At 67.5% G+C, this 21,410-nt stretch carries 22 protein-coding genes; 6 read left to right on the forward strand and 16 right to left on the reverse strand.

Going from position 1 to position 21,410, the window contains the following annotated elements; genetic code table 11:
- Positions 1–26 precede the first annotated feature (26 nt).
- Positions 27–1,175, forward strand: a complete 1,149-nt coding sequence (locus IM776_RS15680; protein ID WP_194421048.1) for a hypothetical protein — start codon at positions 27–29, stop codon at positions 1,173–1,175.
- Here IM776_RS15680 and IM776_RS15685 read toward each other — a convergent pair.
- A complete protein-coding gene (locus IM776_RS15685; RefSeq protein ID WP_194421049.1) occupies positions 1,168–2,478 on the reverse strand; it encodes a glycosyltransferase in 1,311 nt (436 codons plus the stop codon). The two genes, IM776_RS15680 and IM776_RS15685, sit on opposite strands and share 8 nt — an antisense overlap.
- Positions 2,479–2,542: 64 nt before the next feature.
- On the opposite strand from IM776_RS15685, the gene IM776_RS15690 reads away from it, so the two are divergent.
- The gene (locus IM776_RS15690; protein WP_194421050.1) at positions 2,543–3,181 is read left to right on the forward strand and encodes a TetR/AcrR family transcriptional regulator; all 639 of its coding nucleotides are present in this window, start codon (positions 2,543–2,545) and stop codon (positions 3,179–3,181) included.
- Between the two features lie 121 nt (positions 3,182–3,302).
- Here the strand turns inward: IM776_RS15690 and IM776_RS15695 are convergent, their stop codons facing one another.
- Together IM776_RS15695 and IM776_RS15700 are read right to left on the reverse strand one after the other, a co-directional pair.
- Positions 3,303–4,730, reverse strand: a complete 1,428-nt coding sequence (locus IM776_RS15695) for a CCA tRNA nucleotidyltransferase (RefSeq protein WP_194421051.1) — start codon at positions 4,728–4,730, stop codon at positions 3,303–3,305.
- 146 nt (positions 4,731–4,876) lie between these two features.
- A complete protein-coding gene (locus tag IM776_RS15700) occupies positions 4,877–5,482 on the reverse strand; it encodes a TetR/AcrR family transcriptional regulator (protein ID WP_194421052.1) in 606 nt (201 codons plus the stop codon).
- A gap of 75 nt (positions 5,483–5,557) precedes the next feature.
- Here IM776_RS15700 and IM776_RS15705 point away from each other — a divergent pair, with 75 nt between their 5' ends.
- Entirely contained in the window at positions 5,558–6,781 is a 1,224-nt protein-coding gene (locus IM776_RS15705) for an FAD-dependent oxidoreductase (protein WP_194421053.1), read from the forward strand.
- Here the strand turns inward: IM776_RS15705 and IM776_RS15710 are convergent.
- From IM776_RS15710 to IM776_RS15720, 3 genes are read right to left on the reverse strand one after another with little or no spacing between them, the layout of a single operon-like run.
- A complete protein-coding gene (locus IM776_RS15710; protein WP_194421054.1) occupies positions 6,768–7,052 on the reverse strand; it encodes a hypothetical protein in 285 nt (94 codons plus the stop codon). The two genes, IM776_RS15705 and IM776_RS15710, sit on opposite strands and share 14 nt — an antisense overlap.
- A gap of 25 nt (positions 7,053–7,077) precedes the next feature.
- Positions 7,078–8,130 carry an LLM class flavin-dependent oxidoreductase gene (locus tag IM776_RS15715; RefSeq protein WP_194421055.1) on the reverse strand — a complete coding sequence of 351 codons (1,053 nt, stop codon included), beginning with the start codon at positions 8,128–8,130 and terminating at the stop codon, positions 7,078–7,080.
- 29 nt (positions 8,131–8,159) lie between these two features.
- On the reverse strand, positions 8,160–9,674 hold the full coding sequence (locus tag IM776_RS15720) for a DUF7059 domain-containing protein (RefSeq protein WP_194421056.1): 1,515 nt from the start codon (positions 9,672–9,674) through the stop codon (positions 8,160–8,162).
- Between the two features lie 98 nt (positions 9,675–9,772).
- Between IM776_RS15720 and IM776_RS15725 the strand changes: the two genes are divergently transcribed.
- The 3 genes from IM776_RS15725 (at position 9,773) to trxA (ending at position 13,339) form a co-directional block, all read left to right on the forward strand.
- Positions 9,773–11,872 carry a DUF6049 family protein gene (locus IM776_RS15725; protein ID WP_194421057.1) on the forward strand — a complete coding sequence of 700 codons (2,100 nt, stop codon included), beginning with the start codon at positions 9,773–9,775 and terminating at the stop codon, positions 11,870–11,872.
- Between the two features lie 94 nt (positions 11,873–11,966).
- Entirely contained in the window at positions 11,967–12,938 is a 972-nt protein-coding gene (gene trxB, locus IM776_RS15730) for a thioredoxin-disulfide reductase (RefSeq protein WP_194421058.1), read from the forward strand.
- A gap of 53 nt (positions 12,939–12,991) precedes the next feature.
- A complete protein-coding gene (gene trxA, locus IM776_RS15735) occupies positions 12,992–13,339 on the forward strand; it encodes a thioredoxin (protein WP_228480001.1) in 348 nt (115 codons plus the stop codon).
- 69 nt (positions 13,340–13,408) lie between these two features.
- Here trxA and IM776_RS15740 read toward each other — a convergent pair whose 3' ends face one another.
- The 10 genes from IM776_RS15740 to rpmH form a co-directional block, all read right to left on the reverse strand.
- Complete coding sequence (locus IM776_RS15740; RefSeq protein ID WP_194421059.1) at positions 13,409–13,744, reverse strand: tryptophan synthase subunit alpha; 336 nt, start codon at positions 13,742–13,744, stop codon at positions 13,409–13,411.
- 9 nt (positions 13,745–13,753) lie between these two features.
- Complete coding sequence (locus IM776_RS15745; RefSeq protein WP_194421060.1) at positions 13,754–15,196, reverse strand: sugar porter family MFS transporter; 1,443 nt, start codon at positions 15,194–15,196, stop codon at positions 13,754–13,756.
- 70 nt (positions 15,197–15,266) lie between these two features.
- Positions 15,267–16,244, reverse strand: coding sequence for a ParB/RepB/Spo0J family partition protein (locus IM776_RS15750; protein ID WP_194421061.1), 978 nt, complete (start codon positions 16,242–16,244; stop codon positions 15,267–15,269).
- Complete coding sequence (locus IM776_RS15755) at positions 16,244–17,167, reverse strand: ParA family protein (RefSeq protein WP_194421062.1); 924 nt, start codon at positions 17,165–17,167, stop codon at positions 16,244–16,246. The genes IM776_RS15750 and IM776_RS15755 overlap by 1 nt, the downstream gene beginning before the upstream one ends.
- A gap of 1,021 nt (positions 17,168–18,188) precedes the next feature.
- On the reverse strand, positions 18,189–18,806 hold the full coding sequence (gene rsmG / locus IM776_RS15760; protein ID WP_194421063.1) for a 16S rRNA (guanine(527)-N(7))-methyltransferase RsmG: 618 nt from the start codon (positions 18,804–18,806) through the stop codon (positions 18,189–18,191).
- A 38-nt stretch (positions 18,807–18,844) separates the two neighbouring features.
- A complete protein-coding gene (locus IM776_RS15765) occupies positions 18,845–19,339 on the reverse strand; it encodes a Jag family protein (RefSeq protein WP_194421064.1) in 495 nt (164 codons plus the stop codon).
- On the reverse strand, positions 19,339–20,406 hold the full coding sequence (gene yidC / locus IM776_RS15770) for a membrane protein insertase YidC (RefSeq protein WP_194421065.1): 1,068 nt from the start codon (positions 20,404–20,406) through the stop codon (positions 19,339–19,341). Before yidC ends, IM776_RS15765 begins: the two co-directional genes overlap by 1 nt.
- Before the next feature lie 3 nt (positions 20,407–20,409).
- Complete coding sequence (gene yidD / locus IM776_RS15775; RefSeq protein WP_194421066.1) at positions 20,410–20,760, reverse strand: membrane protein insertion efficiency factor YidD; 351 nt, start codon at positions 20,758–20,760, stop codon at positions 20,410–20,412.
- Positions 20,757–21,107, reverse strand: coding sequence for a ribonuclease P protein component (gene rnpA / locus IM776_RS15780; RefSeq protein ID WP_194421067.1), 351 nt, complete (start codon positions 21,105–21,107; stop codon positions 20,757–20,759). The genes yidD and rnpA overlap by 4 nt, the downstream gene beginning before the upstream one ends.
- Positions 21,108–21,112: 5 nt before the next feature.
- The gene (rpmH, locus tag IM776_RS15785; protein WP_005054680.1) at positions 21,113–21,250 is read right to left on the reverse strand and encodes a 50S ribosomal protein L34; all 138 of its coding nucleotides are present in this window, start codon (positions 21,248–21,250) and stop codon (positions 21,113–21,115) included.
- Between the last annotated feature and the right edge of the window lie 160 nt (positions 21,251–21,410).

Raw genomic sequence — 21,410 nt, forward strand, 5'->3', positions numbered from 1 at the left:
GCCAGGTGACCGGTTACCGTGGAGGCGTGACGACGCCCACTCCCCTCTCATTCGACGCACGGCCGCTCACCGAGCCGGTCGACCCGAAGGACGTCAGCGCGTTCATCCGCGAGATGCGAGCGCGCGTCGCGGGCGGCGGGATCTCCGCGAGCACGGTGATAGTGGTCGTCGTGGTCGCGCTGATACTCGTCATCGCCGTGCCGATGGTCGTGTTCGGGGTCGTGGCCGGCATCCGCAGCGGGTCGGCCGTCGTCGGTCTGCCGTTCGTGCTCATCCTCGGGGTCATCGCGGTGATCGGCGTCGTGGCGTTCTTTGGCTACCGGCACAGCCGCGTCACCCGCTACCGCCTTTACCGCTTCGCCACGGCGAACGGCATGACCTATGAGGACCGCGTCGACGACCCCGCGCTGCCGGGGATGATCTTCAGCATCGGCCGGTCCCGGCAGGCGAAGCGGCTGGTCAGAGGTCACTCGCCGCGGTTCGTGGAGTTCGGCAACTACCAGTACACGGTCAAGTCGGGCAAGAACTCGACGACGTACAAGTGGGGGTACGTGGCCGTGAAGCTCGACGTGCCGCTGCCGAACATCGTGCTGGACGCGCGCGGCAACAACGGGTTCGGCTCGAACCTGCCGGCATCCTTCCGCAAGGATCAGCGCCTGTCGCTCGAGGGCGACTTCGACCGGTACTTCACCCTCTACTGCCCCGAGGGGTACGAGCAGGACGCCCTGTACCTGTTCACGCCCGACATCATGGCCCGATTCATCGACAGCGCCGCCGAGCTCGACGTCGAGATCGTGGACGACTGGCTGTTCCTGTACACCAAGCGCGAGGCGTCGACGCTCGATGCGGCGAGCTGGGCGTGGCTGTTCGGCGCCGTCGGCGCGCTGATCACGAAGCTCGACCAGTGGGCGCGGTGGCGCGATGACCGGCTGGTCGAGGAGCAGGGGCGCACGTTCTCGCAGGCCATGTCGGCAGCGGCGGCGGGTCAGCCGGCCACGCAGGCGGAGGGCGCCGGGTCGCATGCCCTCCCGTTCGCCCCGCCGGCCGGGATGCTGACGCCTCCGCCCGGCGTCGCCAGGGAGGGCCGGCGGCTGAAGCGGAGCGGATCGTGGGTCGCGGTCGTGTTCATCGTTCTGTTCGCCGCGGGCTGGATCTTCCTGCAGATCCTCAGTTAGCGGCGCCGGCCGGCCGTGACCACGAGTGCGTCACGGCCTCCAGCGCATCGACGAGCGCAGTCTCGGCGTCGGATGCGCGCATGGCGGCGCCGATGCGTTCGGCGTTCGCGCGATACGACCCGTCGCGCAGGATCGTGTCGACCGCGAAACGGACGCGCTCGGGCGCCACGGTCGTGGACCGGAGATTCACTCCCACGCCCGACCAGCCCACCCGCGCCGAGACCTCGACCTTGTCCTCGGTCTGCCCGGCCACCACGATCGGCACGCCGTGCGCGATGGCCTGCTGCACGCCCCCGTAGCCGCCGTTCGTGACGAGAACGTCGACGAGCGGGAGCAGCCGGTCGTACGGCAGGTACTCGCTCACCCGAACGTTGGAGGGGAGATCTGCCGGGAGCGCCTCCACGGGCCTGCCCCCGGTGGACACGACGACCAGGACGTCGGATGCCGCGAGCGCCGTGATCGTGGGAATGACGAGCTGCGCGAAGTCGGAGTTCGCGATGGTGCCCTGCGTCACGTGGACCACCGGCCGCGATCCATCGAGATCGGCCCACCATTCCGGGAGCGACGCGCCGCTCGGCGCCGGTGTCAACGGCCCTGCGAAGCGCACGGTGTCGGGCAGATCCGGGCGCGGGTACTCGAATTCCGGCACGGTGAACTGCACGTACGAGTCGGCGCGGCCCGGCCAGTCGAGCACGAATCCGCCGAGCGAGCGCCCGGTCTCACGCTGAGCGATGGCGTCGGCCTCCTTCTGGACGCCGCCGAAGATCACGCGCTCGGCCACGGTGCGGAGGACGGCGTTGCGCAGGCGGCCGATCGGTCCCCGCATCGGCGTGACGCCGAGTCCGAACGGCGCGGTGTCGCGGCTGCGCGCACCCAGCGGGAAGATTCCGAGCACGACCACCGGAGGGCGCTCGCTCTTCGGCAGCAGCTGCAGGAGCGCGCAGCCGACGAACAGGGGCTCCGACAGGATCGCGTCGATGTCGCCGCCGGCGATCTGCTCCCGCACCGCCGCGAGCTGAGCGGTGCCGGGCCGGATGAACAGATTGCTCATGTCGAAGCGGAGCGCGGCGGGCCCGGTGAGTCCTGCCCGCTCGGGAAAGGCGGCATCCGCGTCGTCCAGATCCACGTCGGCGTCCGCCGGCAGCGCGACGAACTGCGCGCCGATCTCGACGACCCGATCGGCGTAGCGGCTGCTGGTGAGGAAGCGCACATCGTCGCCGCGTTCGATGAGGTGCCGTGCGATCTGCAGCAGCGGGAGCACGTGGCCGTGCGCCGGCGTGCACGCGATGAGGTAAGTGGACATGCGGAGTTCTTTCCGTAAGGTTGAATGTACTCGAGAAGTATTCATCACCCCGTTAGGAAAGTCAATGGTTTTCGATGCACCCCGCTCGTATCGCTCCGAGCTGCGGGCTCAGCAGGCCGTCGCGACGCGGCGACGGATCATCGAAGCATCCGCCTCGCTGTTCGCGACCAAGGGCTATCAGGCGACGACGATCGCGGCGATCGCGCGCGAGGCCGGGGTGTCCGCCGAAACAGTGAAGGCCGCAGCATCGAAGGCCGAGCTGCTGATCGCGGCGTTCGAGGTGACGTTCTCGGGCTCCGAGGGAGCGGGATCGCTGGCCGACACCGAGGTGGCGGCCGGGATCGTCGAGTTGCCGGATGCCGTGTTCCTCGACACGGTGCTCACGCAGATCGCCACCGCGAATGCCCGCGCCCACTCGCTGTGGACGGTGCTGCTGGGCGCCGCGCTGTCGGATCCGGTCGTCGACGAGGCCCTGCAGGGGATGCTCGGACGTCGCGCCGCGGACAACGTCCAACTGGTGACCGAGCTGATGCGCCGGAAGCTGACGGCGCCGCAATCCGACGTCGAGGGGACGGCGGCCGCCCTGTCGTTCCTGCTCTCCCCCGAGGCGTACCAGCAGCTGGTCGCGCAGTCCGGGTGGTCGCCGGAGCGTTACCGGCGGTGGCTGGCGGATGCCGTCGCCGCAGAACTGGCGCGCGTCTAGGCACCCCGGGCCCGCCCGCCCGACCTCCGGACCGCGCGCTCCGCGAGAATTGCTTTGCCGGGCGAGAATTTGATTGCCAGCGCGATTCTCGTCGCGCAAGGCAATTCTCGCGGGGAGGGGACTACCCCCGCGCGGCCCACCAGTCGCGCAGGCGCTGCTCGGCGGCATCCGGACCGATCACGCCCTCGTCCAGGCGCAGGTCGAGCAGGAACCGGTACGCCTCGCCCACTTCGCGTCCGGGCCGGATCCCCAGGATCTGCTGGATCTGGTTGCCGTCGAGCTCAGGACGCATGGCGTCGAGCTCCTCCTGCTCGCGCAGGTCGGCGATGCGCTTCTCGATGTCGTCATAGGCGGATGCGAGGCGAGAGGCCTTGCGCCGGTTGCGGGTCGTCACGTCCGCGCGGGTGAGGATGTGCAGGCGTTCGAGCAGGTCGCCGGCGTCGCGCACGTAGCGGCGGACGGCGGCGTCGGTCCACGCTCCCTCGGCGTAGCCGAAGAACCGCAGATGCAGCTCGATGAGAGTGGCGACGGCATCCGTGGTCTCGCCATCGAAGCGCAGGGCCTGGAGGCGCTTGCGCGCCATGCGCGAACCGACCACGTCGTGGTGGTGGAAGGTCACCGCTCCCCCGGGCTCGAGCTTGCGGGTGCGGGGCTTGCCGATGTCGTGCAGCAGGGCGGCGATCCGCAACGGGACGTCGGGGGCGTCGCCGGGGTGACGAGCGTGTTCGAGCTCGATCGTCTGCTGCAGCACGGTGAGCGAGTGCTCGTAGACGTCCTTGTGGTGGTGATGCTCGTCGACCTCGAGGCGCAGCGCGCTGACCTCGGGCATGAACTCCTCGATGAGTCCGGTGTCGACGAGGACGCGGATGCCGCGCACGGGGTCGTCGGTCTGCATGAGCCGCACGAGCTCGCCCTGGATGCGCTCGGGGCTGACGATCTTCAGGGTCTCGCGCAGTCGGGCGATCGCGTCACGGGTGTCGCCGTCGATGTCGAAGCCGAGCTGCGCGCTGAAGCGGGCGGCACGCAGCATCCGGAGCGGGTCGTCGCCGAAGCTCACGTTCGGGTCGGTCGGGGTGCGAAGGATGCCCGAGACAAGATCCTCCACGCCGCCGGTCGGGTCGACGAGCTTGATACCGGGGACCTGCAGGGCCATGGCGTTGACACGGAAGTCGCGGCGCACGAGGTCGCTCTCGATCGTGTCGCCGAACTCCACGGTCGGCTTGCGCGTGACGCCGTCGTAGCTGTCGGCACGGTAGGTGGTGATCTCGACCTGTTCGCCGCGCACTCTCGCGCCGATCGTTCCGAACGCGCGACCGATGTCCCACTGGGCGGTGGAGATCGGGGTGACGATCCGGAGGATCTCGTCTGGGGACGCGTTCGTCGTGAAATCGAGGTCGTGCACGTCGCGTCCGAGCAGCGCGTCGCGCACCGGTCCGCCGACGACGGCGAGCTCGAACCCCGCCTTCTCGAATGCGACGGCCACCGCCGAGACGACCGGTTCTTCTGCGAGCGCGCGCAGACGTGCGAGCCCCTCGGCCATGTTCAGCATGGGTTCCAGGTTACCGGGCGTGTGCTGACGTCCGAGGTCTCCGCGCGCGGGCACAGGTTCGGATCCCGGCGGCGACGCGCTGCAGCATCCGCCTGGTCACCGGCGTTTCCGCACGACATTCCGAAGTTGTGCCCGGCCTGTTGCTCTCAGAGCTCGAGCAGCCGGCGCAGCACAAGGCCTGGGGCGGATGCCGCGACGACGGCCCGCGCGCCAGTCGCGCCCTCGCCGCCGCCCAGCGCCCACTCGTCGATCGCGCGGAGCACGGCGAACGCGACATCAGCCTGTAGGTCCAGTGGCAGCTCGTCCCGGACGGCACCGGAGTCGCGGCCGACATGCAGGACCTCCTCGACCCACGCGCGCACCCGTCGCAGCAGTTCGGCACGGGCTCCAGACTCGGCCGAGTCCTCCGGCAGGTAGAAGATCCGACCGAGGTGCTGGAGCGCGGGTTCAGCGGCGAGCGCGGCGAACTGCTCGAGCAGCGCGTCGACTCGTGGCCAGAACGCATCCGCGAAGTCTGCAGGCTCAGGGAGGCTCCAGAGCGCAGCGACATCGTCGATCAGCATCCGCACGACCGTGTCGAACAGCTCGTCCTTCGATCCGACGAAGTGATAGAACGAGCTCTTACTCATGCCCGCATCGCGGATGATGCGATTCAGCGACGCCCCTTCATACCCGGCGCGTGCGAACTCCGCGACAGTCGCCTCGGCGAGCGCCCTGCGGCGCTCGGGGCTCAGACGCATGAGATCGGTCATAGCGCGATCTTAATGGACCGCCCGGTCCAGTTCGTCTAGACTGTGGACCAGCCGGTCCAGAACGAAGGTAGCTCGATGCTCACGGAAACCACGCTGCAGGATCAGATCGACGCGCAGCGCGACGACCGCGTTCGCATCCTCATCATCGGCGCCGGCATCGCCGGTCTCACGCTCGCAGCCCTGCTTCGCAAACAAGGTCTGCATCCAGTCCTGATCGAGCGGATGCCGCGGATGGACCATCCCGGCTACATGCTCGCGCTCATGCCGACGGTCGATCCCGCGCTGAAGGACATCGGCGTGCACGACGCGTATCTCAAGAGCAGCACGCCGCTCGCCCGCTACTCGTTCCGTTCGCATCGCGGCAAGACGCTTCGCACGGACGATCTCGGCGCGCTGCTCCAGGTCCACGGCGACTACCAGGGCATCGACCGGGGCGCGCTCATCGAGGTGCTGACGACGAACGGCTGCCCGGTATCGTTCGGCACGACCGTCACGCGGTTCGACGACGGGCACGTGACGTTCAGCACCGGCGCGCAGACCTCGTTCGACCTGGTGGTCGCGGCCGACGGCATCCATTCCCGCACCCGCGACCTGTTCGACGTCGGGGACGTCTCGACGGTCGACACCGGTTGGGCAGGGTGGGTCACATGGTCGGAGGTGCTCGGCGACGACCCGGCGCTCGGCGAGGAGCTGTGGGGCGACGGCTTCTTCCTCGGCGTCTACCCGGTCAAGGACAGGCTCGGCGTCTTCCTCGGCGGACCGGTCGGAGACCTCGACATCGGGCCTTCGGCGTTCGCCGCACGCGTGCGCGACGCGGCGCCAGGGATCGACGCTCGTCTGCGTGCGGCGCTGGATGCCGTCTCCGCCGAGCCCGACCCGTATCTGTGGCCGCTCACCGATGTGCGCGCCGAACGGTGGCTCACCGGGAGCGACGCCGGGTACGCGGTCCTGCTCGGCGACGCCGCATCCGGATTCCTCCCCACCGCAGGCATCGGAGCCGGCATGGCGATGGAATCGGCATGGATACTGGGGCGGATGCTCGCGCACGCCGACCGCTCGAATCTGGGTGCGCTGCTCGCCGAGTGGGAGCGGGTGCAGAAGCCGCGAGTGGAATCCGCTCAGTCGAACTCGCGGATGCTGGCGAAGCTGATGTTCCGCCGCGGGAGGATCATCGCGTGGCTGCGGGAGACCGCGATGCGCGTGATGACCGTGCGGTCGGTGCTGGGTCCGATCATCCGGCTCGTCGCCGAGCAGCCCGATCCGGACGAGGTGGCGAAGCGCGTGCTCAGCGGCCGGTGAGGTCGCGCATCTCCTGGGCGTGGCGGCGCCCTATGGACACGAGACTCATGCTCAGGATGAAACCGCCGATGAGCGCAATGGCGACGAGCAGCCAGATGCCCTGCTCCGGATCGATGAGCTCCAGCAGGTAGACCACGACCACGCCCGCCAGCAGGGCGATCCCCTCGATGATCGCGAACGCGATGAAGAAGCGGGTCTGCCGCTGCTGGTGCTGTCGCTTGAGCGCATCGACGCGGTCGTCGTTCGAACTGCCGTTCAGCGAATAGCTCATGCGCGAAGCGTAGCGGGGCGCAGGCTCAGACCGGGTCGCCCTGCACCGGCCCCTCCGTGTTCGGCTTCCAGCCGAGCTCAGGCGCCACGTGCTTCGCGAACGCGTCAAGCACGTGCAGGTTGTAGTCGACGCCCAGCTGGTTGGGGATCGTGAGCATGAGGGTGTCGGCCGCCATGACCGCCTCGTCGGCGAGCAGCTGCTGGACCAGCACGTCGGGCTCGGCCGCGTACGTCTTGCCGAACGTCGAGCGGAAGCCGTCGATGATGCCGATCTGGTCGCCGTTCTCGGCGCTGCGCAGCCCGAAGTAGGCGCGGTCCACGTCGGAGACGAGCGGGAAGACGCTGCGGCTCACCGACACCCGCGGCGTGCCGGTGTGGCCGGCGGCCTTGTATGCAGCCCGGTACTGGTCGATCTGCTCGCGCTGCAGCTCGTGGAACGGCACGCCGGTGGCCTCGGTCAGCAGCGTCGAGCTCATGAGGTTCAGCCCCTTGCGGCCGGTCTCCTCGGCGGTCGCCCGTGAACCGGATCCCCACCAGATGTGGTCGCGCAGCGTCTCCGATCGCGGCTCGATGGCCAGGTACCGGCCCTCGCCGACCTGCTTCGGGTCGCCCTGCACGACACCCGTGCCGCCGATCGCCTCGAGGAAAAGCTCGAACTTGTCACGGGCGAGATCGGCCCCGCGCGGGTCGTCCGAGCCGACGTAGCCGAACGCCTCGTAGCCGCGCAGCGCGGTCTCGGGTGATCCGCGGCTGACGCCGAGTGCGATGCGGCCGCGGGCGATCAGATCGAGCGCCGCGGCCTCCTCGGCGAACTGCAGCGGGTTCTCGTACCGCATGTCGATGACGCCGGTCCCGACCTCGATGTGCTCGGTCTTGGCCGCCATCGCCGCGAGCAGCGGCATGGGCGATGCGGCCTGGCGTGCGAAGTGATGCACGCGCACGTAGGCGCCGTTGACTCCGATCTCATCGGCGCCGACCGCCAGATCGATCGTCTGGTGCAGCATGTCGCCGGCCGTGCGCGTGCCCGATCCGGGCACGGGCGCGTAATGCCCGAACGAGAGGAATCCGAATGCCTTCATGCTGCATTCGAACGAATGGATGCCGGTGGCTATTCCCCCGGAACGAGGAACCCGTCCCGCACGAGCTCGCGGATGCGTGGCTCGAGCTCGCTCCACAACTCGGCCAGCGGCACCTCGAACAGGTCGGCGAGGGCCGCGGCGATCTGCGACACGGTGAGCTCGCCGTCGCACGCGCCGACGAACCCGGCGAGCGCGGAATCCGCCGCGATCGTGCGCCCGAACCCGCCGCCCTGACGAAGCTCGATCACGCTCGGGTCATCGTTGCCGGGCATGTAATGCCGCGCCTCGGTGACATCGGTTGCCGTCACGAGCGTCTGCGGGATGCCGGCGCCCAGGACATCGTGCGCGGCCAGCCCGTCGCGCAGCGCACGCCCCGGAGCCGAAAGCGGCTGAGACAGCGTCTCGAAGCGGCGCAGCGGGTCGCGGCCGGCCGGAGCCCGACGCAGCAGCACGTACCCGAACCCGATCGCGGTGACGCCCCGCGCGGCGAAGTCATCCAGCCAGGCCTCCAGCATCCGCCCGAAAGCGGCCTCGCGCGGCGTCGTGCCGCCGTCGCGGATCCACAGCTCGGCGTAGGCGAGCGGCGTCAGCTCCTCGCGCTGGATGACCCAGGCGTCGAGGCCGGAATCGATCCACGACTCGAGGCGCTGCAGACCGTCGCCGGAGTCGAGCGACTCCCAGTTGCCGAGCAGCTGCGCGACGCCGCCGGGTGTGAGGTGCTCCGGCGCCTGCCGCATGAACTGCTCGACCAGCGCATCGCCGATGAGGCCGCCGTCGCGGTACTCGTATGCCGTGACCCCGTCCACTCGCGGCGTGATGACGAACGGCGGGTTCGAGACGATGAGATCGAACGCCTCGCCGGCGACGGGCTCGAACATGCTCCCGTGTCGGAAGGTGATGTTGCTCACGCCGTTCAGCCGGGCGTTCAGCGCGGCGAAGGCGAGTGCACGAGCAGAGACGTCCGTCGCGACGACCTCCCCGGCGTGACGGGCGACCAGCAGCGCCTGGATTCCGCATCCGGTGCCGAGATCCAGCGCCCGGGAGACGGGAACGGGCACGATCAGCTCAGCGAGCGTGCGAGATGCCCCGCCCACGCCGAGCACGTGATCGGCGGGCAGCTCGGTGCCGAGCGCCAGCTCGTCGAGGTCGCTGGCGATCCACCACTCGCCGATCCCGTCGGCATCGACGAACGACTGCGGTCGCAGCAACGCCGTGGGCACGAGATCGTCACCGGCCGCACGCGCGAGCCCCACTGCGGCGAGACCGTCGACGCCGAGTCGCGGCAACGCCGCCGCGACCGCGGCAGCAGGCTGCGGCATCCCAAGCATGAGAAGGCGACCGAGCGTCGCGAGTACGTCGTCGTCGCCTGCGATCGCACGCAGCATGGGTTCGCGCACACCGCGGCCCAGCGCGTCGTCGGCCTCTTCACCCCACAGCCGCCGAAGCGGTTCGGAGCGGTAGTCGGCAGCATCCAGATCGGCGGCGAGCGCGGCGACGAGAGCGGGATCGGGGACGGGCGGAAGTGCGTCTGACACGGCCGTCACTCTACGCGCCTTCAGGCATCCCCGAACGCGCCCGCCTAGAATTACGGCGTCACAACTCACGGGTTCGCCGCCGCGGCACCCGAGGAAGACCAGAGACGTTGATCAGCCCCCGAATCGGAAGCGGTGCCCGCGCGCACCGCTTCGCACGCGTCGCCGCGGTGTTCGCGCTCGCGTTCGGGCTGATCGCCACCCCGCATTTCAGCGCGCCGACAGCGACCGCGTCGGCGACGCCCGCGCCCGAGGACGAGGGCACGGCGCGCCTGTCGCTGTCGGCCGGAGTGCACGGCGTCGTGCAACCCGACACCCCGCTGACCACGTCCGTGATCATCGACAACGGCAGCGACGAGACGATCACGCCGGGTGTCATCACCATCGAGATCAACACGACGCCCCTCGACGACGCCGCGGCGCTGGCCGCCTGGCTCGACGCCGACGAGGCGGAGGGCGCCTTCACCTCTCTCGGCACCGAGGAGTCCGTGGACGTCCCGGCGTCCGAGACGTCCACGGCGTTCGTAAGCGCGAGCGCCACGGCCCTGAACGGTCTCGACGCCGGCGTCTACCCGATCCGCGCGAGCCTCATCGGCGACGACGCACCCGGGACGCTCACCGCAACCAGCGTCCTCATCCTCGACGCCGGCAACAGCCCGCAGGTCGCGGTGCTCGTGCCGATCACAGCATCTCCAGCGGACGGCGCCCTGCTCACGGCGGACGAGCTCACTGAGCTCACCGATCCCGACGGCGCGCTCACTGCGCAGCTGGACGGCGTCACGGGGACCTCCGCCGTGCTCGCGATCGACCCGCTCATCCCCGCCTCGATCCGAGCCCTCGGCACTGCCGCACCGGTGAGCGCGGTCACCTGGCTGACCCGGATGGAAGCGCTCTCGAACGAGCGCTTCACCCTGCAGGCCGGCGATGCGGATGCCACGGTGCAGGCCCGCGCGGGCCTCCCCGAGCTGCTCGCGCCCCTGCCGCTGAACTCCCTCCTCACCCCCGATAACTTCTTGGCGACGGACACCACATCGACGTCCACACCCACGCCCACGCCGACCCCCTCCCCGTCGACGACGCCTGCCGAGCCGGATCTTCCCACCACCGAAGAGCTCACGTCGGTACCCAGTGCGCAGCCCGGCATCCTGTGGCCGCTCGGCGGCGCCCAGGAGACCGATCTGGCGACGTTCGACGCCTACCTCGGCACCGACGTCACGACGATCCTGCCGTCCACCTCGTTTGCGGCGACGCCGAGCGCGGTCGTCGAGGTCGACGGCCATCGCGTGCTCGTGACGGACGCCGACGCCTCTGCGAGCCTGTCGGACGCCGCCGCCACGATCGATGACGCGGAGCGCGAGCGCGAGATCGCCGAGGCGATGGCCCAGCTCAGCTTTGCCGATCAGTCGTCGCTGCTCGTCGGCCTGGAGCGCGATGAGACCCGCACCGCCGATGCGCTGCGGGAGGCGATCCTGTCGGTCTCCTCGATCGGTCAGCAGACGAGCTTCGCGGAGCTTCGATCCTCAGCGCCGGCATCCGCCACACTCGACAGCGAGAGTTCGGACGACCGTGCGGCCGCGCTGAAGAACCTGCTCGCGGACGAGGGCCGGCTGACGTCGTTCTCCTCGATCCTGGAGGACCCGCTCGTCCTCCTCTCCCCCGAACGACTCGCGATCATGCGACTGATCGGCGTCGGCACGGCCGAGACGTTCCCGGTGGACTCCGCGACCCACCGCACCGAGACCACGGCGACGCTGAACGCCGTGGGCGTGCAGCAGCCGAGCCCCATTCAGCTGTTCACCGCCGCGGCCCCCTTGCCGGTCTGGGTGCACAACGATCTTCCATGGCCGGTCACCCTCACCCTCACCTCGGAGCCCTCCGACGCACGCCTGGGCATCCAGCCGCGCACGCCGGTCGAGGCGCAGCCCGCCAGCAACACCCGCGTGAAGGTCCCGGTCGAGGCGCGCGTCGGCAGCGGAGAGCTCGAGGTGCGATTCGGTCTCGTCTCGCCCACCGGCGTGCAGATCGGACCTGACCAGACCGCGACGGTGACGGTTCGCGCCGAGTGGGAGAGCATCGGGCTCGGCATCCTCGGTGGCGTCATCGGGCTGCTGCTCGTCCTGGGCGTCGTCCGCACCATCGTCCGGCGCCGCAAGGAGCGCGAACCGGATGCTGCGCCCGCTCCGTCCGCCGATTCTGAGCCGACTCCCTGACACGAACCCTGCCGGGGAATGCCGCGCGGTTACGATTGGTTCCTAGCAGTGGGTGCACGCAGGCACGCTGCGGGCACGCGAGAAGAGAGAGCACATGCGCAAGGTCATCATCATCGGCTCCGGTCCGGCCGGATTCACCGCCGCCATCTACGCCGCGCGCGCGAACCTCGAGCCGCTTCTCATCGCGAGCTCGGTCGAGGTCGGCGGTGAGCTGATGAACACCACCGAGGTCGAGAACTACCCCGGCTTCCCCGACGGCATCCAGGGCCCCGACCTGATGGCGAAGTTCCAGGCGCAGGCCGAGAGGTTCGGCACCGAGGTCGTCTACGACGACGTGACCTCGCTCGACCTCGACGGCACCGTCAAGAAGGTGACGCTGGGCAGCGGCGCGGTGCACGAGGCGCAGACGATCATCTACGCCACCGGCTCGGCCTACCGCAAGCTCGGCGTCGAGGGCGAAGAGCGCCTGTCCGGCTACGGCGTCTCGTGGTGCGCGACCTGCGACGGCTTCTTCTTCCGCGAGAAGACGATCGCGGTCGTCGGCGGCGGCGATTCCGCGATGGAGGAGGCCACGTTCCTCACCCGCTTCGCCGACAAGGTCTACGTCATCCACCGCAAGGACACCCTGCGCGCCTCGAAGATCATGCAGGAGCGGGCGTTCGCGAACGAGAAGATCGAGTTCATCTGGAACAGCGAGGTCACCGAGATCCAGGGCGGGGATGCCGTCACCGGCGTCACGCTGCGCTCGACGGTCGATGGATCCACTCGTGAGCTGCCGTTGACGGGCCTCTTCGTCGCGATCGGCAACGACCCGCGCACCCACCTGGTGCACGAGAAGCTCGATCTCACCGACGCCGGGACGATCTGGGTCGACGGCCGTTCGTCCCGCACCTCAGTGCCCGGTGTATTCGCCGCCGGTGACGTCATCGACCCCATCTACCGCCAGGCGATCACCGCCGCCGGCTCAGGAACGGTCGCAGCCCTCGACGCCGAGCACTTCCTCGCCGATCTCGAGGACGCCTCGGTCGAGGTCCCGGCTGCCGAAGCCGCCGAGATCATCGCCTGAGGGAACACTTCCGACGCCGCTGCTGTTGCAGACGGTGAACTTCGATCAGTTCGATCAACAAGAACCAGGAGAAGCAGATGACTGCCAAGGTAACGAGCCAGGCGACGTTCGAGCAGGACGTGCTGCAGGCCGATGGACCCGTCCTCGTGGACTTCTGGGCCGAATGGTGTGGTCCGTGTCGCATGGTCGCGCCGGTTCTGGACCAGATCCAGGCCGAGCACCCCGACAAGATCACCATCATGAAGCTCAACGTCGACGAGAACCCCGAGTTGGCGATGAAGTACCAGATCACGTCGATCCCGGCGATGAAGGTCTTCCAGGGCGGTGAGGTCAAGACGACCATCATCGGCGCGAAGCCGAAGCCCGCGCTCGAGCAGGATCTCGCCGCGTTCATCGGCTGATCCCGAACGCATCAGAGCCCGTCTCTCCCTCTGGAGGGGCGGGCTCTTCTTGTCGGAGACGTGTGGATGCTACGACGCGTCGGCGATCGTGGCATCCCACTGGCGGTGACGGGATCCCTCGCCCAGAAGCCCCCACACGGCGGGTGTGAGCTCCGGGTACTCCAACGCGATCTGGCGCATCACCCGGTAATTGCGGGCGGCGTTGGGGCGCACACCGTCGTTCGCGGCGATGTTGTCAGCGCGCAGCAGGTAGACGACGAGTTCGTCGACGCTGGGGAGGTCCTCCATGAAGTCCCACGGGTCCTCGCCGCTCAGCAGCCGCTCCTGGATGAGAACGGCCAGCTCGTCCGATGCCTCGGCGCGCAGCACTTCGAGGCTGGCCCGGCGTGGAACGGCTTCTGACATGCATCCAGCCTACGCGCGCTTGCGGCCTCCGCGGCGCGGGAGGTTCACGACATCCGTCATCGTCTCGAGTTCTCGGCCCTTCGTCTCGGGAACCTGGAAGTACACGAAGAAGAACGACACGATCGCGAAGAACGCGTAGAAGCCGTAGGCGAAGGTGAGGCCGATCTCGGCGAAGGCCGGGAACGTCGTGGAGATGAAGAAGTTGGCGACCCACTGCGCGGCGGCGGCCACGGCGAGGGCGCCGGCGCGGATGCTGTTCGGGAACATCTCCCCCAGCAGCACCCAGACCAGCGGACCCCAGGTGGCGCCGAAGAAGACCACGAAACCGTTCGCGCAGATCAGGGCGATCAGCGACCACGGCTGCGGCAGCACCACCGCGCCATCCTGCAGGGTGCCGAACGAGAACGCGACGGCCATCATGCCCAGGGTCACGGCCATCCCGATCGATCCTGTGAGCAGCATCGGACGCCGCCCGACCTTGTCGACGAGCAGGATCGCAACGATCGTGACGACGATGTTCGTGATCGAGGTGATCACCGAGGTCAGCAGGGCCTGTGACTCCTCGAACCCGACTGAGAGCCACAGCGTCGTCGAGTAGTAGAAGATCACGTTGATGCCGACGAACTGCTGGAAGACGCTGAGGAGGATGCCGACCCACACGATCGGCTTCAGCCCGAACTTGTCGCCGCGGAGGTCCTTCAGCGATTCCTTCTGCTCGGCGTTCAGCGTCTTCCGGATCTCCTCGATCTTGAGGTTCGCATCGGTCTCACCGGTGAAGTCGAGCAGAACCTGGGACGCCTTGTCGACCTTGCCGCGAGCGACGAGGAAGCGCGGGGATTCCGGCAGGCGCAACGCCATGACGCCGTAGACGACGGCCGGGATCGCCTCGACCATGAACATCCATCGCCAGGCGTCGATCCCGAACCAGAGCACGTTCGCCGCGGACCCGGCGATGTTCGCGAGGAGGGCGTTCGAGAGCAGTGCCGTGAAGATACCCGTGACGATCGCGAGTTGCTGGAGAGATCCGAGCCGACCGCGAACCTTGGCCGGAGAGACCTCGGCGATGTAGGCCGGGGCGATGACGGATGCCGCGCCGACGCCCAGGCCGCCGATCACACGCCAGATGATGAGATCGATCACGCCGAACGCCAGACCGGAACCGATCGCCGAGACCAGGAAGAGCACAGCGGCGATCAGCATGACCGGGATGCGTCCGAGCTTGTTCGCGAGACTGCCGGCGAACCACGCGCCGACCGCACAGCCGATCAGCGCCGATGAGACGGCGAAGCCCTGCAGGCCCGGGCCGAGCTCGAACGCTCCGGCCAGAGCATCCACCGCGCCGTTGATGACCGCGGTGTCGAAACCGAACAGGAATCCGCCGAGCGCGGCCGCGATGCTGATGCCGATGACTCGGGCGCTGAAGCGTCCGGCTTTGCTCTTGTTCTGAGACATGTGCCCCTCCCCTGTCTGAGCCCACTCTAGGAGCCAGGAGGATGCCAGAGCGATAAGTGGGCGGTGTCGGTCAGGATCCGTACTGCTCTTCACCGAGCTCGGAGAGGATGCGGTTGAGATCCTGGATCGACGCGAACTCGATCGCGACCTGGCCTTTTCGTGCGCCGAGAGTGATCTTCACCCGGGTGTTCAGGCGGTCGCCGAGCTTGCCGGAGACCTCGTCGAGGTAGGCCCGGCGGGCGCCCGGCTGCGGCTTGATGCTCTTCGTTCCGGCAACCGGGAGTGCCTTGGCAGCCTGCTCGGTGGCGCGCACCGAGAGGTCTTCGTTGACGACCTTGTCCGCTAGCTTCCGCATCTGCTCCGGGTCGTCGAGCGAGAGGAGCGCGCGGGCGTGGCCTGCCGAGAGCACGCCGGCAGCAACGCGCTGCTGAACCGGGACAGGCAGCTTGAGCAGTCGGATCGTGTTGCTGATCTGGGGGCGGGATCGACCGATGCGCGTCGCGAGCTCCTCCTGAGTGATGCCGAAGTCCTCGAGCAGCTGCTGGTATGCGGATGCCTCTTCCAACGGGTTCAGCTCGGAACGATGCAGGTTCTCAAGGAGTGCGTCTCTGAGGAGGTTCTCGTCAGCGGTGTCGCGCACGATCGCGGGGATCGCTTCGAGGCCGGCCTCGCGGGCGGCCCTAGTACGCCGCTCGCCCATGATCAGCTCGTAGTCACCGTCTTCGTTCTTGCGCACGACGACGGGTTGCAGCACCCCGAACTCGCGGACGCTGTGGACGAGTTCAGCGAGATCATCCGAGTCGAAGTGCGTGCGCGGCTGTCGCGGGTTAGGGACGATCTTGTTCGGATCCACCTGCATCAAGTGGATGCCGGGAACCGATTCGAGCTCGGGCGCGGGCTCTACGGCATCCGCTGCCTGATCGGCCGGTTCCTCGGCTGCAGGGCGGATCGACCCACCGGGGAAGAACACGTCGACCGGACGCGCCGCCTGGTCGGATACGGGGATGAGGGCGCCGATTCCACGGCCCAATCCAGTGCGCTTCGCCATCAGTTCTCCTTGCTCTGCGTCTTCTGGGACGCGATCTCGACAGCGGCCTCGCGATAGGCGATCGCGCCGGCGGAGGATCCGTCGTAGGCGATCACCGTCTGGCCGAAGCTGGGGGCCTCCGACACCCGTACTGAACGCGGGATCACCGTGTTCAGGACCTGTGTGGGGAAGTGGGTGCGCACCTCATCGGCTACCTGCTGGGCAAGACGGGTGCGTCCGTCGTACATCGTGAGCAGGATCGTGGAGAGGTGAAGCTCGGGATTGAGGTGCTTCTGGATCATCTGGATGCTGCCGAGCAGCTGGCTCAGGCCCTCGAGCGCGTAGTACTCGCACTGGATCGGGATGAAGACCTCGGATGCCGCGGTGAACGCATTGATCGTGAGCAGTCCGAGCGACGGAGGGCAGTCGATGATGACGAAGTCGACGGCGTTGGCTTCGACGTACTGGTCCAGAGCGCGGCGCAGCCGGTGCTCTCGTGCGACCTGAGAGACCAATTCGATCTCTGCACCGGCGAGGTGGATCGTGCTCGGAGCGCAGAGCAGGTTCTCCGACTCGGGACTCTGCTGCACGACCTCGGCGAGGGGAACATCGTCGATCAGTACGTCGTAGATGCTCGCGGTATCCGCGTTGTGCGGAACGCCGAGGGCGGTGGAGGCGTTCCCCTGCGGATCCAGGTCGATCACCAGGACCTTGGCGCCGAAAGATGCGAGCGCGGATGCCACGTTGACGGCGGTCGTCGTCTTGCCGACGCCACCCTTCTGGTTGGACACCGTCAGGACGCGTGTGTCGCCGGTGAAGTGGAGTTCGACGTCCGCCAGGTTGCGGCGTCGTGCGCTCAGATCAGCGATCTCGCGTGCCAGGGGCGTATCGATCCCGAAAGCCTCGTTCGGCGTAGTCTGCTCGGACTGTTTCACGTGAAACATCCACTCCTCTCGATGGCCGCGTTCCACTCTAATCGCTCCCACCGACCTTGCCCGCACCGGATTACTCCCCCGCGGATCGTCGAGCGAGCGCGGCGACGCGAACTCTCCTAGCCCGCTGACACTTCGACTCGCTCCGCTCACTCAAATGCGTTTCGTCTGCGGGCTTCGCCCTCCGCTCAACGACCCACACCCACTGGTGTTTCACGTGAAACACCCCGCTGGGTGAAGGGAAACTACCGCGGTCGTTGAGCGAGCGCAGCGAGACGAAACGCGTTGAGCGAGAAGCCGCCGGCGACAAGCCGAAACGTCACCAGTTGACGGGGCTTAGTCTGCGGGCTTCGCCCTCAGCTCAACGGGCCGCAACCTGGCGTTTCACGTGAATCACCCCGCTGGTGAAGGGGACCTCCGCGGGTCGTTGAGCGAGCACAGCGAGACGAAACGCGTTGAGCGAGGAGCCGCAGGCGACAAGTCGAAGCGGCACCAGTTGACAAGGCTTCGACTCACCTGCGGCTCGCTCACCCCAGCTTCCTCTCCGGGCTTCGCCCTCCACTCAACGACCCGCAACCAATGACGTTTCACGTGAAACAATCCGCTCGTGAACGGAGCTACCGCGGGTCGTTGAGCGAGCACAGCGAGACGAAACGCGTTGAGCGAGGAGCCGCAGGCGACAAGTCGAAGCGTCACAGCTGTCACGGCTTCGACTCGCCTGCGACTCACTCACCCCGCTTCGTCTCCGGGCTTCGCCCTCCACTCAACGACCCGCAACCAATGACGTTTCACGTGAAACACTCCGCTCCGTGAACGGGGCTACCACGGGTCGTTGAGCGAGCGCAGCGAGACGAAACGCGTTGAGCCAGGAGCCGCAGGCGACGAGTCGAAACGTCACCAGCCGCAGAGAACCCGACTCGCCTTCGGCTCGCTCACCCCGCTTCGTCTCCGGCGGCTCCGCCGCCTCCGCTCAACGACCCGCACGAGGGTGTTTCACGTGAAACATCGGCGCGTAAACGCAGCGAGAAGAAAATCAGCGAACGACGGCCCGGACAACGCGGGTGGTCTCAGCCAGGACACCCTCGCCGAGCACCTCGACCCGCACATCACTGAGCCGGTACTTCTTCGACTGCTTCGCCGCAGCATCGATCTCGGCTTCAGCGTTCTTTCCCTTGAGGAGTGCAAGTTCTCCCCCATCCCGCACCAGCGGCGCCGTGAACGGCAGCAGCGTGCGCAGGGCACTGACCGCTCGAGCCGTGACGACGTCGAACTGCTTCGGCTCGACGTCTTCTGCCCGCGACCGCAGCACGGTGACGTTCGTCAACGCGAGTTCTTGGACCTGTTCCGTGAGCCACGCGACGCGACGCTCCATCGGCTCAACGAGTGTGAAACTGACGTCCGGGCGAGCGATCGCGAGCACGACTCCAGGAAGGCCGGCCCCCGAACCGATGTCCGCCGCCGATCCATGGAACAGCGGTGCGGCGATCGCACTGTTGAGCACATGTCTGGTCCATAGACGCGGAAGCTCGAGCGGACCGATCAGCCCGCGCTCCTCCCCCTGTGCGGCAAGGTTCGCCGTGAACGCTCGTGCGACTTCGATACGGTCGCCGAATAACGATGACGCGACTTCGGGCTCGGCTTCGATGGTCATGACTCAGACAGATTCCACGCGATGTTTCACGTGAAACATCAGCGACGGCGGATGACGGTGTGGCGATCAGCGCCGTCGCCGTAGGACTCGGAGACCAGGTCTCGATCCGCGACGATGTCGTGCACCAGTTTGCGCTCGTAGCTCGACATCGACGGCAGCGATGCCTGCGATGCCCCTTCGTCGAGCCTGACGACCGCAGCATCCACCAGCTTCTCGAGCTGACGACGGCGCGCATCACGCGAGCCACCGATGTCGAGGATCAGCCGCGAGAATGACCCCGTCGTGCTCTGCACAGCCAGGCGCGTGATCTCCTGCAGTGCCTGCACGGTGTCGGGCTCGGACAGAACCGAGAGGCTTTCATCCTCCGACTCCACCGAGACGTACGCACGTCCCTGACGAACATCGAGGTTCAGGTCGCCGTCGATGTCGGCGATGTCAAGCAGGCCTTCGATGAAGTCCGCAGCGACGTCACCCTCCTGCTCGAGCTGCTCCACCGTGGGCTCAGAACGCTCTGCGATGTTCTCGGTCGTCATCAGTTCGTGCCCTTCTTCTTGGCGCGCTTCTTGCTCACCGGCTGCTGACGCTTGGGAGCCTCCTGCTTCGCCTTCTCCACCTCGTCGAGCAGACGCTGCTGCTCAGCCTCGTACACGGCCATCGGGACGACCTTGCCGGACGAATCGATCGCCTTGCCCTTGCGAGCCAGACGCTCCTCGCGGGCCTTGGCGGCCTCCGAGCCGGGCGTCGGCATCTCGCGGATCACCAGGAACTGCTGGGCCATGGTCCACAGGTTCGAGATGAACCAGTAGACGACGACGCCCAGCGGGAAGAAGACACCCGAGAAGATGAAGCCCAGCGGCAGCACGTAGAGCATGATCTTCTGCATCTGGTACGCCTGGCCGGTCTTGGCCTCGGGCGATAGGTTCTTCGAGATGATCTGCAGCTGCGTGAAGAACTGCGAAGCGATCATCAGGACCACGAGGATGACCAACAGAACGATCGCGATCGTGTTCTGCGTCTCGACGGCCTCGCCGAGCGTTCCGTGCAGCGACACCGAGCCGAAGATCGTGGCGTCGTAGAACTCCTTCGTCAACTCAGGACTGAGCAGACCGACGCCGCCCTGACCGGCGACCGCGTGCTTGGTGACATCGTTGAGCACGCTGAACAGCGCGAAGAAGATCGGCATCTGCACGATGAGCGGCAGGCAGCTCGACATGGGCGATGTGCCGTGCTTCTTGTACAGGGCCATGGTCTCGCGGCTCATCGCCTCGCGCGAGAGCTGATCCTTCTTGCCTCGGTACTTCTCCTGGACCTTCTTCATCTCAGGAGCGATTTCCATCATCTTGCGCTGGCTCTTGATCTGCCGCACGAACAGGGGAAATACCGATGCGCGGACGACGATCACGAGGCCGACGATGGCGAGGATCCAGGTGACGCCGGATGCTGCCGGCAGACCCATCGTGGTGAACAGCCAGTGCCAGGCGACGAGGATGAGCTCGACGGCCCACTTCAGCGGCCACAGGATCGTGCCGAGCAGATCGAAGCCACCGCCTCCGGAGTCCGGGGCGGGCGTCGCAGAGGCGAGCAGAAGGTCAAGACCCACTGATCAGTCCTTTCGAGAAGGTACGACGAAACCTCGGGCGGTCAGGTCGTGTCGGAAATGGTCGTGAGGACGGACGTCATCGACGCCGCCTTTGCTCCAGGGATTGCATCGCAGGACGCGCCAGGCCGAGAGAGCTGCTCCCTTGAGCGCACCGTGCTGCTGCACCGCACCTACAGCGTAAGCGGAGCAGGACGGGTAATAGGCACACACATCTCCGTAGATGGGGGAGATCACGGCGCGGTATGCGGTGAGGAATCCCAGAACGAGATTGCGAGGCATCAGCGGGATGCTGCGCACCAGGTCGCCGGCATGCAGATGTCCCGTGCCCAGGGCATAGGACGGCAGCGCACTCATGTCCGTGCCGTCGTGCGGTCGAGTCTGGCCAGGCAACGCGTCACATCGGCCTTGAGTTCGGCGAACGTCGCCGTTGCAGACGCAGGAAGGGCACGGATGACGACATCCGTGCCCTGAGGGACATCTGTGATCGCGTCCGCGCATACGGCTTTGAGCCGTCGACGCACGGTGTTGCGGATCACAGCGGTACCCACCTGCTTGCTGATGATGAACCCGAACCGGGGTTCGCGCGCTTCTCCGGTCGTCATCATGGAGGTGACGACTCGGGCGCCCCCGCACCGGACACCGCGACGGACGACCGACCTGTAGTCAGTGCCTCGCGTCAGTCGGAACGGACGGGCGAGCACGAGGCTTACGCCGAGAGCTCGGTGCGGCCCTTCGCGCGGCGAGCCGACAGGATGCTGCGGCCGGCGCGAGTGCGCATGCGGGCGCGGAAGCCGTGCTTCTTGGCGCGACGACGGTTGTTGGGCTGGAACGTACGCTTGCTCATGGAATCACTCCGGAAATGGTGTCACCGGATGAGTACGACCGGAGACATGGGGAACTGCCCTGAACCGGGCATAAGTCAACCGACTAAGGGTACGTCTTGGCGGCGCGGAGAGCAAATTGCCCGCGCGCAGTCCTCGGCTCGTCCGCCGCTTCGCACACCA

This window comes from Microbacterium abyssi, assembly GCF_015277895.1.
Taxonomy (GTDB): Bacteria; Actinomycetota; Actinomycetes; order Actinomycetales; family Microbacteriaceae; genus Microbacterium; species Microbacterium abyssi.

Bases quoted from the DNA above. Each gene is read 5' to 3' on its own strand.
- IM776_RS15685 (WP_194421049.1), bottom strand. From the start codon at position 2,478: ATGTCCACTTACCTCATCGCGTGCACGCCGGCGCACGGCCACGTGCTC.
- IM776_RS15690 (WP_194421050.1), top strand. From the start codon at position 2,543: ATGGTTTTCGATGCACCCCGCTCGTATCGCTCCGAGCTGCGGGCTCAG.
- IM776_RS15695 (WP_194421051.1), bottom strand. From the start codon at position 4,730: ATGCTGAACATGGCCGAGGGGCTCGCACGTCTGCGCGCGCTCGCAGAA.
- IM776_RS15700 (WP_194421052.1), bottom strand. From the start codon at position 5,482: ATGACCGATCTCATGCGTCTGAGCCCCGAGCGCCGCAGGGCGCTCGCC.
- IM776_RS15705 (WP_194421053.1), top strand. From the start codon at position 5,558: ATGCTCACGGAAACCACGCTGCAGGATCAGATCGACGCGCAGCGCGAC.
- IM776_RS15710 (WP_194421054.1), bottom strand. From the start codon at position 7,052: ATGAGCTATTCGCTGAACGGCAGTTCGAACGACGACCGCGTCGATGCG.
- IM776_RS15715 (WP_194421055.1), bottom strand. From the start codon at position 8,130: ATGAAGGCATTCGGATTCCTCTCGTTCGGGCATTACGCGCCCGTGCCC.
- trxB (WP_194421058.1), top strand. From the start codon at position 11,967: ATGCGCAAGGTCATCATCATCGGCTCCGGTCCGGCCGGATTCACCGCC.
- IM776_RS15740 (WP_194421059.1), bottom strand. From the start codon at position 13,744: ATGTCAGAAGCCGTTCCACGCCGGGCCAGCCTCGAAGTGCTGCGCGCC.
- IM776_RS15745 (WP_194421060.1), bottom strand. From the start codon at position 15,196: ATGTCTCAGAACAAGAGCAAAGCCGGACGCTTCAGCGCCCGAGTCATC.
- IM776_RS15750 (WP_194421061.1), bottom strand. From the start codon at position 16,244: ATGGCGAAGCGCACTGGATTGGGCCGTGGAATCGGCGCCCTCATCCCC.
- IM776_RS15755 (WP_194421062.1), bottom strand. From the start codon at position 17,167: ATGTTTCACGTGAAACAGTCCGAGCAGACTACGCCGAACGAGGCTTTC.
- rsmG (WP_194421063.1), bottom strand. From the start codon at position 18,806: ATGACCATCGAAGCCGAGCCCGAAGTCGCGTCATCGTTATTCGGCGAC.
- IM776_RS15765 (WP_194421064.1), bottom strand. From the start codon at position 19,339: ATGACGACCGAGAACATCGCAGAGCGTTCTGAGCCCACGGTGGAGCAG.
- yidD (WP_194421066.1), bottom strand. From the start codon at position 20,760: ATGAGTGCGCTGCCGTCCTATGCCCTGGGCACGGGACATCTGCATGCC.
- rpmH (WP_005054680.1), bottom strand. From the start codon at position 21,250: ATGAGCAAGCGTACGTTCCAGCCCAACAACCGTCGTCGCGCCAAGAAG.